Origin of the sequence: Tropicibacter sp. Alg240-R139, from assembly GCF_900537075.1 — a bacterium.
In the GTDB taxonomy this organism is placed as follows: Bacteria; Pseudomonadota; Alphaproteobacteria; order Rhodobacterales; family Rhodobacteraceae; genus Falsiruegeria.
Genome location: NZ_UNRA01000009.1, coordinates 38,588 through 52,879, shown reverse-complemented (window position 1 = coordinate 52,879; position 14,292 = coordinate 38,588). Strand labels below are relative to the sequence as shown.

Genomic DNA, 14,292 nt, shown 5'->3' with positions numbered 1-14,292 from the left:
TGTAAACAGAGTGCGAGGGGAGAGAGTTTTGACACTTGAGAGCAGATATGACGCGATCGTAGTCGGTGCTGGCCACAACGGCCTGACAGCAGCGGCCTATATGGCGCGCGCCGGGATGAATGTTCTGGTGGTTGAAAAAAACGACTGGATCGGAGGGGCCGCAGTTAGCAGATCGCTGCACGACGGCTGGACCTATTCGAACTGCTCGTATGTCTGCTCACTGTTACGGCGCGAGATCGCACGTGATCTCGATCTGCCGAAATACGGCCTGCAGGTCATCCCTTACGAAGGTGGAGCGAGCTTTACCCGCGATGGTGACCACTTTGCCTATTACTCGGACCACAATGCGCTAAGGCGCGAAATGGCGCGTCATTCTGCACGCGATGCAGATGCGTATCGCGCCTATTCCCAAGCAATCATGCGGCAGTGCCGGTTCATTCGCCCGTTCCTGTTGCGCGATGCGCCCGACCCAGCTTCTCTGCGCCCACGCGACCTTGGCGAACTCGCGTATCTGGTCAAGAAGGCGCACGGTTTGGGCAGCCGGGAGCTTGGCGAAACGCTCAAGTTCTGGACCATGTCGATTGGTGACTTTCTGGACGAGCACTTTGAAAACGACCTGATCAAGGCCCATTTGGCGGGGTCCGGGATTATCGGCACTGGCCTTGGGGTTTATTCGCCCGGAACCGCCTATGTCCTGTTGCATCACTATATGGGCGACATCGATGGTGGCATTGGCGCCTGGGGGTTTGCGCGCGGTGGAATGGGCGCAATTTCGAACGCAATTGCGGCCAGCTTCAAAGATCATGGCGGGACGATCCACACCGGTGCCGGGGTCGAGAAAATCCTGAGCAAAGATGGCCGAGTGCAAGGTGTGGCATTGGAAGACGGCAAGGTTTTCTACGCCCCTGTGGTTGCGTCGAACATGGACATCAAGCGCACCATCCAACACCACGTGGATACGGACGACCTCCCCCAGGATTTCACAAAGGCCGTGAACAACTTCAAAATTCGCGGATCCTCGGCCAAGCTGAACATCTCGCTTGATCAGTTCCCCGATTTTCCCGCCGCGCCGGAACACACCAGTTTTTTGCGCGGCGACATGCATGTTTCTGAAAGCCTGTTCGAACTGGAAAGGGCTTATGACGATTGGAAAGACGGTCGCTGGTCCGAGAAGCCTTACATCGACATGCTGATCCCCAGCCAAATCGACCCGACCATGGCCCCGACAGGCGCCCACATGATGACGGTCTTTGTGCAATACGCCCCTTATGACCTGAACATCGACGGCAACAGATCAGCTGACAATTGGACCGACGCGCAGCGCAACGCGATGGCCGAAACTGTGCTGAACCAAATTTCGGTTGCCTGCCCGGACATTCGCGATCGTGTGGTTCATATGGAGGTCCGTTCGCCGCTGGAAATTGAACGCGAAGTTGGCCTGACCGAAGGCAACATCTTTCAGGGTGAATTGACCTTTGATCAGCTGTTCTTCAATCGGCCTGTTCCCGGATGGTCGCAATACAGCCTGCCGATCAAAGGTCTGTACCTGTGCGGTTCCTCTGCCCACCCCGGCGGCGGAGTCATGGGTGCGCCCGGTGCAAACGCAGCTCGAGCAATCCTGAGGCACGAAACCCGGCACGGGCGAATGAAGGGGTACGCAGCATGAGCAATTACGATGCGATTGTCGTGGGCGGCGGCATAAACGGGCTCATTGCGGGTGCCGTTCTTGGCCGCAAGGGCAAGAAGGTCTGCATCATTGAAAAGGCAGGCAGCTTTGGCGGCATGGCCTCCTACGCCGTTGACGGAGGACCGTCGCTGGCACATGCGCTCTACAATCTCAGCCCACTCGCTCTCAAAGATACCGGAATTGATGCCGATCACGCGACACTTACAGGTCAGCAGATCGACACCGTTTCGCTTTCTAGTGACGGGAACCACATCGCCTTCAAAGAAGGCCGCGTCTATTGGAATGATGGAACCGAGCACCCCCAATCACAGGCGTGGCGCGAACTGACCCACAGGCTCAAAACCTATGGCGGGCTGTTGCGACAACTGGCCGAAGCCCCGCCACCAGGGGGGCACAGCGCATCCCTGTCACGGGCCAGATTTGCCGAAATGCTGCGTTTGGCAAAGTTGGGGGTCGGGCTGAAAAAACTTGGCAAAACAGAAATGCGGCGTTTCTTGCAGGTTGTCCTGTCCAATGTCTACGACATCGTTCTGGATGATCTGCCAGACGGACCGGTGGCCGGCATGCTTGCGGCGGATGCGATCAGGGGGGCGGCCACCGGCCCAAGATCACCGGGTACAGTGTTCAACCTGATCTATCGGTTGGGGCACGGTGGCACCATCACCCGGCCCGCTGGTGGCATGACAGCGGTGGTGGATGCATTGGTCGAGGCCGCGCGCGCAGCAGGCTGCACCATGCTACATGAGACTGAGGTGTCGCGCATTCTTGTCGATGAGGACGCCGTAACTGGCGTTCTGACCGCTGATGGCCAAACCCTGAACGCTCCAATGGTGCTGAGTAACGTCGCTTCACCGCTTACCTGCAAACTGACCGGACCATCCGTCTTCGACATCGAGACCACCCGCCGCATACGAAACATTCGCGCACGTGGCACGGCCGCCAAAGTGAACTTACGGTTGAAGGATGCATCTCCTCTTCCCGGATTGAAGGACGAGCTCAAAGGCGCGCGTCTGATTTACGCACCCTCTGCCGCCTATGTCGAAACCGCCTTCAACCCCGCAAAGTACCGCGAGATGTCCAAGGCGCCGGTCATCGAAGCAATCAGGACTGAACTGCCGGACGGATCACATTGGTTGTCTGCAATTGTCCAATACGCCCCATCCGATATTGAAGGCGGGTGGACACAATCCGCTCTGGATCAGCTGACCCAACTTACGATCGACACGCTAGACCGCGCCGTTCCCGGATTGCGCGATCATATCGTTGGCACTCAGACCATCACACCGGATCAGATTCAGGCCGCAACCGGAGCACCCGGCGGGCATTGGCACCACGCGGAAATGTCATTGGATCAGTTGTTGACCCTACGCCCCTCAAACGGGACGAGCCGCTACGCCTTTGGCCCTAAGGGATTGTTCCTGTGCGGAGCCGCCACGCATCCCGGCGGGGATGTTATGGGCCTTGCTGGGCGCAATGCTGCGCTTACGGCTCTGGAGGCGCTGAAATGAGCAACTTTGTCGATCCAAAACTTGGCCTGATTCCAGGACCATTTCACACCAAGCTTGCTGAACAGAACCGTGCTCGCAGTTGGTACGACTGGGCCGGGTACGCCGCACCGGGCATTCTGGACAGTATGGAGTTCGAATATTTCGCACTGCGCAACCAGTCTTCGCTGTTCGATATCTCACCAATGCACAAATATCGGCTCGCTGGTCCTGACGCCGTCGAAATGCTCAATCGTTTGGTCACCCGCGATGTCCGCAAGATCAAGAAGGGGCGTGTGGGGTATGCAGTTTGGTGTGACGAAGAAGGGTACGTCATCGACGACGGAACCCTGTTTCATCTGGCCGATGACGATTGGCGGCTGTGCTGCCAAGAACCCATGCTGACGTGGCTGCATGATGGAGCATGGGGTTTTGACGTCGCCATCAAAGACGAGACACACGACATTGCTAGCCTATCCCTGCAGGGCCCAACTTCTTTTGCGGTTCTCGAGGCGGCAGGTTTGGATATCGCCCACTTGAAACCGTTCGACATGATCCAAGTCGAGCCGGATCTCATGATTTCGCGGACAGGGTTTACGGGTGATCTCGGATACGAACTCTGGTGTGACTGGGGCAAGGCCGAGGCGCTTTGGGACCGAATTTGGCAAGCCGGTACGCATCAAGGCTTGCGCGCCATCGGGTACGAGGCCGTCAACATTGCGCGGATTGAGGCAGGTTTCTTAACGGCTGGTGTCGACTTTCAACCCGTTCATGCAACCGAGCGCTTGCATCGCGGCCAAACCCCATTCGAGCTTGGCCTGGGGTGGTTGGTCCACTTTGACAAGGGCCATTTCAATGGGCGACGCGCGTTGTTAAGCAAACAGCACACCCCAAGAAGCCTGTTGATACGCTGTGATGTCGAAGGGTTCAAACCCGCCCAAGGCGCATTGATTTACAATGGACGCAAACGAGAAGTTGGGCACATCACCTCAGGCATCTGGTCGCCAACGGCAAAGAAAAACATAGCGCTTGCGCATGTTCGCATGCCCGACGCGCAACGCGCGTCCAAGCTGAAGACAGAAATTTACACGCTGGAAGAAGGCAAATGGGACACCAGAATGGCGCGGCTTACGCCGGTTACGGACGCGTTTTTCGCCCCGCTACGCGCACGCGCAACACCCCCAGCCCGCACCTAACGGAGGAGCAGACATGAACACCCTAGGCAACACTCCAACTGATGGCGATCTTGTTGATTGGGATCGAGATCACAACCTGCACCCCTGGGCGGACACCGCTGGTTTCGGGGCCACTGAATACATGCGCGTGAACACTGCAGACGGCATCTATTTATGGGACGCTTCCGGAAAGCGCTACATTGATGGGCCCGGAGGAATGTGGTGCACCCAAATCGGCTATGGCCGTCAGGATATGGCCGATGCGATTTCTGCTCAGGTCATGCAGATGCCCTACGCGTCCCCGTGGTCATTCACAACCGAACCTGCAGCCGTCCTGGCCAGAATGATTGCAGAGCGTACTCCCGGCGACTTAAACACCGTGCATTTCACCACCGGGGGATCGACCGCCGTTGATACAGCTCTGCGCACCGCCCTGTTCATGAACAAGCGACTGGGGCGACCAGACAAGAAGATCATTATCGGACGCGAAAAGGGATACCACGGATCAACCTTCCTTGCCGCGACGGTCACAGGCAAGGAACGGTTTGAGAACAGTTTTGACAAGGCAGTGGACCTTGTTCGCTTTCTGCCAGACGTTAACCCCTACCTTCGCCCGGATGGAATGAGTGTAGAGGCATGGTGCGACGTCAAAGTCGCTGATCTGAAAAACCTGATTGCCGAGGTTGGCGCCGACAAGATCGCCGCCTTCATCGCCGAGCCGATCCTGTGCTCGGGCGGCGTCATCGTCCCCCCACTCGGCTACCACAAACGCACGCTCGAGATTTGCCGCGCACATGACATCCTATACATTTCTGACGAAGTGGTCACCGGCTTTGGGCGGTTGGGACACTGGTTTGCTTCCGAAGAAGTCTTTGGCATCGTTCCTGACATCATCACATGTGCAAAGGGTTTGACCTCGGGCTATCTGCCACTCGGGGCCTGCGTCATATCGGATGCCGTGATCAAACGTATTTCTGACGCGCCGGGTGATGACGTTTTCTACAACGGCTACACCTACACAGGGCACCCCGTCAGCTGCGCTGCTGCGATCAAGAACATCGAGATTATGGAAAGCGAAGACATCCTTGGGCATGTACAGCGCGTCACGCCGCACTTCAGGGCCAGACTGCAGCAGATCAAGGATCGTTTCCCGATTGTCGGGGATGTGCGTGGTGATGGTCTGCTGGGCTGTATCGAGTGCCGTCCAGACCTGAACGACCAAAGCTATGAAGCCGATGTGAAGTTCGGACAAAAGCTGGATGATGCCTGCGAAGAGCTGGGGCTATTGCTCCGCCCCTTCGGGAATATGGCCGTCTTCTCGCCGCCATTGATCATATCGCCGGATCAGATTGACGACATGTTTGACATCATGGAGGCCGGAATGGCGCGGGTCAGCGAAGGCTACGAAACCTCGTAGCCCTCGCCACTTGATCACCCGGGTTTCCGTCCGCGAATGTGATGGGGGCAGTGTTCTCCCGACTTCAGAACCGGCTGCATCGCATCCCAGATTTCGATCTGATGTTGGATGAAGTCTGCTCCGTGTCGCGCTTCCCATCTGGCGCGGTTCGGGCCCGTCAACTCGGCAAGCTCTGCTGCCGATACCTGGGCATACCAGAGGTTACGGTCGACCAGTTCCACAGCTTCAAATCCTGCCCCTTCCATCGCCACACGGTATTTTGCGGGCGAGGCCATCTGAAACTCCAGGTCCTCCATCTTCACGTAGTGGGCCATCTCGGGCGACATATCGCCATCGTGTTTGGTCAGCCAGTCAGACGCAGCAAAAGCTCCACCCGGTTTCAACACCCGCAGCACTTCCGCTGCCAGGGCTGCTTTGTCCGGGATATGGATAATGGAATCCTTTGAGAACACGACGTCAAATGTTTCAGCATCAAATGGCATTGGCCCAGGAGAGACTTCGATGATCTCAACTTTCGCCTCCAGGCCTGCGTCCCTGACCCTCAGTCGCGCTGCTTCGCAAACCGGCGCCTCGACGTCTATACCAGTGACCTTTCCGGCCCCCATCTTATCTGCCAATAGCACGGCGATGGCGCCCGAGCCGCACCCGATATCAAGGATATGTTTGCCTTTCAGGTCCACCCCTTCGACCACCCGAGCAACCTCGCCCGCACCACCGGGGGACAAGAACCCCTCTCCCCAAAGCTCTTCCAAAAAGTCGATGACCTGGCGGTCATAAAGGATTTCGTCCGACATGCTCTCTCCCCTATCGAGCCAACGCTCCGCAAACTTCACTCACAACACCAAAGATGGAACTCCAGCAGGCAACAAAGCACCCACTGCACACTTATTGATTATCTCATTCTGAATGGTCATTCAATCAGTAGACTTTCACATGCTGGATTGGTAACCAGAAACAACCGTTACAGCGGAGCCCGATCAAAATGGCCGACATGCTTCCAACACATGCGCAAACCGTCATCATTGGAGGCGGCTCAATTGGCACAAATACCGCCTACCACCTGACTAAGCTTGGCCATAGGGATGTGATCGTCCTGGAACAGGGGCAATTGACCTCTGGAACGACATGGCACGCAGCCGGGCTGATTGTGGCGGGCCTTCTGACATCAGAGGCGGAATGCGCAATCTACACCCACGGTCGCGACCTGTATGCGAACCTTGAGCAAGAAACCGGGATACCAACTGGCTTTCGCGATGTCGGCTACCTGCAGATCGCCACCAACCAAGAACGCCTTCATGAAATGCGCCGCATCGCAGCCTTTATGCGCAGGTTCGGGATCAACAACCACGAAATCTCCGTCTCCGAGGCACAGGACATGTTCCCCATCGGTGACTTGTCAGATGTCGTAGGAGCTTTCCTGATCCCCGAAGACGGGCGCGCCAACCCGGTGGACGTTACCATGTCGCTCGCCAAAGGCGCCCGAAACCGGGGTGCGCGGATTTTCGAAGGCGTACGGGTCGACGAAATCCTGGCAAAGAATGGAACCGCAACGGGCGTACGAACTACCGATGGGCAATCCATTGCCGCCGAGAATGTCGTAATCTGTGGTGGAATGTGGTCGCGCCAACTGGGGGCTAAACATGGCGTGAACCTGCCGCTTCAGGCGGCGGAACACTACTACCTTATCACCGAGAGCATTCCGGACCTGCCCCGCGATCTGCCCGTTCTGGAAGACCCGTCAACCTATACCTATTACCGCGAGGAAGTTGGCGGGATGATGTTAGGCCTGTTCGAACCCGGTGCCGCCGCCTGGAAATTGAATGGTATCCCGGACGAATGGCAATTTGGCGAAATCGAACCAGATTGGGACCGCATCGGCCCCGATCTTGAAAAGGCTTACTCCCGCGTGCCTGACACCATGAACTATGGGGTCAAGAAACTGTTCTGCGGCCCCGAAAGCTTTACCCCTGACCTGACCCCCCTTGTCGGACCCACGCCTGAGATGCGGAATTTATGGGTGGCGTGCGGCATGAATTCTCTGGGCATCTTGAATGGCGCGGGCACAGGCATGGTGCTGGCTCATTGGATGGTTGAAGGCGTGCCCCCGATCGATGTCACGGGGATCAACGTCAACCGTTTCTCGCGCGAGATGGCGACGCCTGCGTTCAGACGTGACCGAACCCCCGAGCTGTTGGGAAAACTCTTCGGGCAGCATTTCCACAACGAAAGCTTCAAAACCGCCCGCAACGTGAAGCGGTCCATTCTATTTGACCGGCTCAAGGACGCAGGCGCTTACTTCAGCGAAGGCAACGCCTGGGAACAGCCGGATTGGTTCGCGCCAACACCCGAACAGGCCAGGATCGAGGCATACAGCTGGTATCGTCAGAACTGGTTTGACTGGCACGCCGAAGAGCATCGCGCCGCCCGTGAGGATGTGGTCGTGATGGACATGACATCTATGGCCTGTTTCAGCGTCGAGGGACCAGATGCCTGCGCTCTCCTCTCTCGTCTGTCCTGTAACGAGGTCGACGTCGATCCGGGCCACGTGGTCTATACGGCTTGGGTCAATGAACACGGCGGCTTCGAGGCTGATTTGACCGTGACCCGACTGTCAGATCACAAGTTTTGGGTGGTTGTCGGAGAGAACTCTGCTGGCCACACGGAAATGCGCATGCGACGCCACATCCGTGACGGCGAAAACGTGGTGATCACGGACGTCACCGCCGGACGCTGTCAGATCAACGTACACGGCCCAAAATCCCGCGAGTTGCTGAGCAGGATCTCGGGCGCGGATCTGTCGGATAACGGGTTTCCGTTCATGACGGCGCGCGAGATCGATGTCGGTTACGCCGTCGTCATGGCCTATCGCGTGACCTTCATTGGCGAATTGGGGTGGGAGCTTCATGTCCCGGCCACCCAAGCGGTTCAAACTTACGATCTGATCATGGACGCTGGCCGCGACCTGGGTGTCCGCAATGCTGGGATGCAAACCCTGAATTCATTGCGCCTTGAAAAGGCTTATCGTGACTTCGGGATCGACGTGGACAACACCGACAATCCTATCGAGGCTGGATTAGGATTTGCCGTCAAACTGGACAAGCCCGGCGGCTTTATTGGCCGCGATGTATTGGCCCAGATCAAAGCCAAAGGTGTGCCACACACCCGGATGATGCAATTCCTTCTGAAAGACCCCGAGCCGCTGCTTTATGGCAACGAGATGATCTATCTCAACGGTCAGGAAGTCGGCTATGTTCAGGTCGGTGGATACGGGCACTCGTTGGGTGGCGCGGTCGGCATCGGGTTTGCGGAAAACTCTGCGCCCCTGACAGCGGACATCGTCGGATCTGGACATTGGCAGATCGAGATCGCGGACGAGAAGTTCGAAGCGATTGCTTCTCTCAAGCCGCTCTACGATCCCGAAATGAAAAAGATCAAATGCTGATCTGGTACCACCCTTACAGCGGGAAGTGCCTGGGGAAGAACCGCGACAGTGAAAGCTGGCAAACATCTCTGAATTCCCGCCGATCCGCCACCTTGGGATACAGCACCAAACTCAGCCACGCCCCGTCCGACATCGCCTCGACCGCGCGGGCCGTTTTGTCTGCATCAAGGTCGTCATAGCCGCCCTCGGCAATCAGCTCACCGCACAATCGCAGGATACGATCATACCGCTCGTTGTCGTATTTATTGTGAATCTTCAGATAGTTCGGGCGATACTTTGCCTGCCCCCAGAATGCGAACCACACGGCCAGCCGCTTGTGCGTGCAGATGCTTTTGTCAAAATCCGCGTTGACAATGGCCACCAACCGATGCGCCGGTGTCGGCTCTGCCTCATCATAGTACTTCAGCCAGTTTTCATAATGCTCCTGCGCAAGGAACCCCAAGGCCGCATCGTAAAGCGCCTCTTTGCTGGCAAAGTGATAGTTGACCACGCCATGCGATAGGTTCGCCGCTTCGGTGACATGTTTGAGTGTCGTATCCGAAAACCCGCGTTTCGCGATTGAACCAATCGCAGCCATGATCAGCTGTAACCGGCGGACTTCAGGGGGCTCAGTTCGACGTTTCTTCTGAAGCTCTTTGGCCTCCACTTTACCCCTCCTCTCGCTCGGCCATCTGCCGATCCAACATATCCGCTCTTTGCTGCCGGAACATCACGATGGCAGCGATTGCGACACAGATGGCGATTACAAGAATCATGATGGTCGCAAGCGCGTTGATATCCGGCCTGAGGCCTAGTCGAATGCGTGAAAAGATCAGAATTGGCAAGGTGTTTGCGCCGGGGCCGGTCACGAAACTGGCAATCACCAGGTCATCCAACGACAACGTGAAGGCAAGAAGCCAGCCCGAGATCAACGCTGGCGTCAATTGCGGGATGGTGATCGCGGTCAGAACCTTGAACGGCTTCGCGCCCAGATCAGCAGCCGCCTCCTCCAACGTTTGGCCCATACCGGTCAGTCGCGCCTGAATGGTGACGGCCACATAGGCCATGGAAAAGGTGATATGCGCGATGGTGATCGTGGCAAACCCACGTTCTGCAGGCCAGCCGATCAACTGATTGAGCGAGATGAAGAAAACGAGCAATGAAAGCCCGGTGATCACCTCGGGCATCACCAGGGGGGCAACCAACATCCCACCAAAAAGGGTCCGCCCCCTGAACCTGCCAAATCGGACCATCGCCAACCCGGCCAAGGTTCCAAGGGCCGTTGCAAAGGTCGCGTTGACTACAGCAATCTGCAAACTCAGGGACACAGCCTGCCAGACTTCAGGTGACTGAAACAACTCATAGTACCACCGCAAGGACCAACCGCCCCACACCGGCACAAGCTTTGAGTGGTTGAACGAATAGATCACCAACAGGACCATCGGAATATAGAAGAACGCCAATCCCAGGGTCAGCATAATCGTCAAAAAGCGTGAACGTTTACCGTACATCTACTGCTCCTCCGACGCTTTGCCCTGGAAATACTGAAACACCATGATCGGCAAGACCAGAATGAACAGCAGGACGATGGCAACGGCCGCAGCCACAGGCCAATCGCTGTTTCGGGAAAATTCGTTGAACAACACGCGCCCGATCATCTGTACATTGCCGCCGCCCAACAGATCGGGAATGACGTACTCTCCTGTCGCCGGGATAAAGACCAGCAAAGACCCCGCAATGATCCCCGGCATCGTCAGCGGCAGTGTAATCTTGAAGAACGTGTTTGCGGGCCGCGATCCAAGATCTGCCGCGGCTTCGTTCAAGCTGTTGTCCAACTTTTCCATCGTCGCATAAAGCGGCAGGATCATGAACGGCATATAGGTATAAACAATCCCGATGTAGACCGCGAATTCGGTATAGAGCATCCGGATCGGTTCATCGATGATCCCAAGCGCGATCAACAGGTTGTTGATTGTCCCCTGATCGGCGAGCAGCCCCATCCAAGAATAGACGCGCAACAGGAATGAAGTCCAAAACGGCAAGATGATCGCAAACAGCAAAAGCGGCTTCGCCACCGGCCCCGAGCGTACAATTGCATACGCAATGGGGTAGCCGAACAAGAGGCACAAAAGGGTCGAAGTTATCGAGATCTTCAGCGAGTTGACGTAGGTGTCAAAGTAAAGGCTGTCTTCCCAGATGTAGACAAAGTTATCAAAAACCAGCCGGATCGTGACGATCCCGCTGTCAGTCCATTCGACCAGCTTCGTGAATGGAGGGCTGGCAATGGCAAGCTCCGCCAAGCTGATTTTAGCCACGATAAAGAACGGAGCGAGAAAGAAGAAAAGTAGCCAGAAAAACGGGATGACGGTGATGATCTGGCGCCAGTGGCTTTGGATGCGACGCATCACCAGGGACACAAATGATCCCTGACTGGTCGGCGAGGGTTTGTGAGAAACATCCGTCATTTGCTCAGCAACATGGTGCTGGAGGATTCCCAACTGATGTTTACCTTGTCCTCCCAAGTGATCTGCTGCGTGGCATGCGTAGGACGCGTTTGATTGGGCCGTGTCACATCGAAGATGTCCCCATTGGGCAGCGCGACCTTGTAAATCGACGTCTCTCCCAGATACCCGATATCATCAATCACTGCCGAGACTTGATTGGGACCTATCGCCGCCTCTTCTGTTTTGGTGATACGAATTTTCTCGGGCCTCAAGGCAACCCAGATCTTGCTGCCGACCTTCACCGAATGACCGTGATCAATATAAACCTCGCAAAACTCGGTCTGCACCCGCACGTGATCCGCCCCATCCTCGGTTACGCGACCCTCGAATATATTGGCGGACCCAATGAAATCCGCAACAAAGCGGGATTCGGGGAATTCATAAATCTCGGTCGGTGTCCCGATCTGCTGAAACCGCCCGGCATCCATGACCGCCATGCGTGACGACAATGTCATCGCCTCTTCCTGATCGTGGGTCACGACGATGAATGTGACGCCCACTTTTTCTTGAATATTGGCCAGCTCGAACTGCGTCTGTTTGCGCAGCTTCTTGTCCAATGCGGCCAAGGGTTCGTCCAACAGCAACAGCTTTGGGCGCTTCACCAAGGCCCGCGCCAAGGCGACGCGCTGCCGTTGCCCACCGGACAATTGCTTGGGCTTTCGCTTTTTGAAGTCCTCCAATTCCACAAGCTTGAGAATGTCATGCACCCGATCCGCGATGTCGAATTTGGGAACTTGATCCTGCTCCAGCCCAAACGCCACGTTCTTTTCCACGGTCATATGCGGGAACAAAGCATAGCTTTGGAACATCATGTTGGTTGGCCGCTCATAGGCAGGAACATTCGCCATATCGACACCGTCGATCGTGATCGAACCCCCGTTCAGGTCCTCGAACCCGGCAAGCATCCGCAACAGGGTGGATTTCCCGCAGCCAGAACCCCCCAAAAGGCAGAAAAGCTCGCCCGGGTAGATGTCTAGATCGACATTATCGACGGCTGTAACCTCGCCGTACTTCTTGGTGACGCCTTTGATTTGAACCAAAGGCTGTTGTTCATTCTGGTCAAGCCAGGGCGCTGCACCGGAAGGTGAAGAAACGGTCAAAGTGGGCCTCGCAGTCTGCCTGAAAATAGTCGGACCGGCAGCAGCACCCTGAATTTGGGCGCTGCTGCCAGCTTTGCCGTGAGTGAGTTAGTTTCCGGCTTTGAAGTCCGTCCAGGTCCGGGTCTGCAAACGCTCGACCTTTGGCGGCAGAACTGCGGTAGTGTACATCTTGGCCACCTGATCCGACGTTGGGAACGCTGCGGGGCTGGACGTCACCGCCTCGTCAACCATTGGCTTGGCGGTCAGGTTAGCCGTGGCATACCAGGTAAAGTTGCTGTCGTTGGCCGCCACTTCGGGACGCATCATGTAGTTCAGGAACAGATGCGCGTCTTCCTTGTTGGCCGCATCCGCCGGGATCAACCAACCGTCAATCCAAAGCTGTGCCCGGCGCTCGCCTTCAGGCAGGAAGAAGTCCAGAACCACGCCTGTATCAGCTTCCTCTGCGCCAGACATGGCCAGCAGGCCGTCGGGACCCCAAGTGGTGGATACGCAAAATTCTTTCTGAGGCATCCGTTGATAGGCGTAGTTGTCAAAGGTTTTGATGTACGGACGTACCTCGGCCAGCATCGCGCCGACCTTCTCGTAATCTTCCTTGTTGGTGGAGTTGGGGTCCAATCCCATGTGCGCCAAAGCCATAGGAATGATGTCACCCGGTGAGTCCAGGAAAGAGACCCCGCATTTCGCCAACTCTTTCATGTGCGCCGGATCAAACACCATGTCCATCGTACCGATCGGAGCATCCGGATAGGTCTCTTTCACCAGCGCCTCATTATAGGTGACGCCGTGTGTTCCCCACATATACGGGATGAAATGCTTGTTGTCTGGATCCCATTCGCTTGCCAACTGCCCCATGATAGCGGGATCAATGTTCGCAAGGTTGTCCAGCTTGGTCACGTCCAGCGGCGCGACGATACCCGCTTTGATCAGCCGTGCCGTGTCACTGCCAGCGTGGCTTACAACGTCATAGCCGCTGCTGCCCGCAAGCAGCTTTGCATCAATCGCTTCGGCCGAGTCATACGGGTCGTAGATGACCTTGATGCCGTATTCCTTTTCAAAGTTTGCGATTGTGTCTTCTGCGATGTATTCCCCCCAATTCGTAACCTTCAACACGCGCTCTTGAGCAATTGCTGCACCCGAGATCGCCGTGGACGATGCGGCCAGCACGGATATCCCGATGGCTTTTCTGACTGAATTCATGGCTTCGCTTCCTCTCCCTGAGCGATGACTGCGGTTAGTCCATATGTTTTGATGACTGAATGACCCGAGAGCTCCCTTCCGAGTGGTTCTTGTGTCGAACGTCGCGCCCATCAAAACTATCTGACTGACCATTCAGAACGGTAGCCGCATGAATTTGCGCGTGTCAATGAAAGGTGTACCCAAATCAACCTTTCCAGCAAACACAGTCAATTTCTGCGGAATATTTCAAATAAATTGCCTAAGCTCTTACGTTGCAGCTGCCGACCGATCGGCCGCAAGAATCACTCTTCTGAATAGCCATTCAGTC

Annotated in this window: 11 protein-coding genes; 5 read left to right on the top strand and 6 right to left on the bottom strand. The window is 56.3% G+C overall.

All coding sequences use genetic code 11. The features are described from left to right. Positions 1 to 28: 28 nt before the first annotated feature. The 4 genes from G6R15_RS21745 to G6R15_RS21730 are packed head-to-tail and all read left to right on the top strand — an operon-like array spanning position 29 to position 5,763. Positions 29 to 1,666 carry an NAD(P)/FAD-dependent oxidoreductase gene (locus tag G6R15_RS21745; RefSeq protein ID WP_164662165.1) on the top strand — a complete coding sequence of 546 codons (1,638 nt, stop codon included), beginning with the start codon at positions 29 to 31 and terminating at the stop codon, positions 1,664 to 1,666. Then, positions 1,663 to 3,195 (top strand): NAD(P)/FAD-dependent oxidoreductase, encoded by a 1,533-nt coding sequence (locus G6R15_RS21740; protein ID WP_164662164.1) that lies wholly within the window; start codon positions 1,663 to 1,665, stop codon positions 3,193 to 3,195. Before G6R15_RS21745 ends, G6R15_RS21740 begins: the two co-directional genes overlap by 4 nt. Beyond that, positions 3,192 to 4,367 carry an aminomethyltransferase family protein gene (locus G6R15_RS21735; RefSeq protein ID WP_164662163.1) on the top strand — a complete coding sequence of 392 codons (1,176 nt, stop codon included), beginning with the start codon at positions 3,192 to 3,194 and terminating at the stop codon, positions 4,365 to 4,367. The genes G6R15_RS21740 and G6R15_RS21735 overlap by 4 nt, the downstream gene beginning before the upstream one ends. A 13-nt stretch (positions 4,368 to 4,380) precedes the next feature. After that, complete coding sequence (locus tag G6R15_RS21730; protein ID WP_164662162.1) at positions 4,381 to 5,763, top strand: aminotransferase; 1,383 nt, start codon at positions 4,381 to 4,383, stop codon at positions 5,761 to 5,763. A gap of 14 nt (positions 5,764 to 5,777) precedes the next feature. Here G6R15_RS21730 and G6R15_RS21725 read toward each other — a convergent pair whose 3' ends face one another. Beyond that, on the bottom strand, positions 5,778 to 6,557 hold the full coding sequence (locus G6R15_RS21725; protein WP_164662161.1) for a class I SAM-dependent methyltransferase: 780 nt from the start codon (positions 6,555 to 6,557) through the stop codon (positions 5,778 to 5,780). A 188-nt stretch (positions 6,558 to 6,745) separates the two neighbouring features. On the opposite strand from G6R15_RS21725, the gene G6R15_RS21720 reads away from it, so the two are divergent. Further along, entirely contained in the window at positions 6,746 to 9,205 is a 2,460-nt protein-coding gene (locus G6R15_RS21720; RefSeq protein WP_164662160.1) for an FAD-dependent oxidoreductase, read from the top strand. 13 nt (positions 9,206 to 9,218) lie between these two features. On the opposite strand, the gene G6R15_RS21715 is transcribed toward G6R15_RS21720, so the two are convergent. The 5 genes from G6R15_RS21715 to G6R15_RS21695 form a co-directional block, all read right to left on the bottom strand. Next, positions 9,219 to 9,782 (bottom strand): TetR/AcrR family transcriptional regulator, encoded by a 564-nt coding sequence (locus G6R15_RS21715; protein WP_164662159.1) that lies wholly within the window; start codon positions 9,780 to 9,782, stop codon positions 9,219 to 9,221. 70 nt (positions 9,783 to 9,852) lie between these two features. Then, entirely contained in the window at positions 9,853 to 10,695 is an 843-nt protein-coding gene (locus G6R15_RS21710; protein ID WP_164662158.1) for an ABC transporter permease subunit, read from the bottom strand. Next, positions 10,696 to 11,589, bottom strand: a complete 894-nt coding sequence (locus G6R15_RS21705; RefSeq protein ID WP_205520626.1) for an ABC transporter permease subunit — start codon at positions 11,587 to 11,589, stop codon at positions 10,696 to 10,698. Between the two features lie 56 nt (positions 11,590 to 11,645). After that, positions 11,646 to 12,728, bottom strand: a complete 1,083-nt coding sequence (locus tag G6R15_RS21700; RefSeq protein ID WP_240336833.1) for an ABC transporter ATP-binding protein — start codon at positions 12,726 to 12,728, stop codon at positions 11,646 to 11,648. Between the two features lie 147 nt (positions 12,729 to 12,875). Continuing rightward, entirely contained in the window at positions 12,876 to 13,985 is a 1,110-nt protein-coding gene (locus G6R15_RS21695; protein WP_164662155.1) for an extracellular solute-binding protein, read from the bottom strand. Positions 13,986 to 14,292: the final 307 nt, after the last annotated feature.

Coding starts and splice junctions, on each gene's coding strand:
- G6R15_RS21740 (WP_164662164.1), top strand. CDS start 1,663: ATGAGCAATTACGATGCGATTGTCGTGGGCGGCGGCATAAACGGGCTC.
- G6R15_RS21695 (WP_164662155.1), bottom strand. CDS start 13,985: ATGAATTCAGTCAGAAAAGCCATCGGGATATCCGTGCTGGCCGCATCG.
- G6R15_RS21725 (WP_164662161.1), bottom strand. CDS start 6,557: ATGTCGGACGAAATCCTTTATGACCGCCAGGTCATCGACTTTTTGGAA.
- G6R15_RS21730 (WP_164662162.1), top strand. CDS start 4,381: ATGAACACCCTAGGCAACACTCCAACTGATGGCGATCTTGTTGATTGG.
- G6R15_RS21720 (WP_164662160.1), top strand. CDS start 6,746: ATGGCCGACATGCTTCCAACACATGCGCAAACCGTCATCATTGGAGGC.
- G6R15_RS21710 (WP_164662158.1), bottom strand. CDS start 10,695: ATGTACGGTAAACGTTCACGCTTTTTGACGATTATGCTGACCCTGGGA.
- G6R15_RS21735 (WP_164662163.1), top strand. CDS start 3,192: ATGAGCAACTTTGTCGATCCAAAACTTGGCCTGATTCCAGGACCATTT.
- G6R15_RS21705 (WP_205520626.1), bottom strand. CDS start 11,589: ATGCGTCGCATCCAAAGCCACTGGCGCCAGATCATCACCGTCATCCCG.
- G6R15_RS21715 (WP_164662159.1), bottom strand. CDS start 9,782: ATGGCTGCGATTGGTTCAATCGCGAAACGCGGGTTTTCGGATACGACA.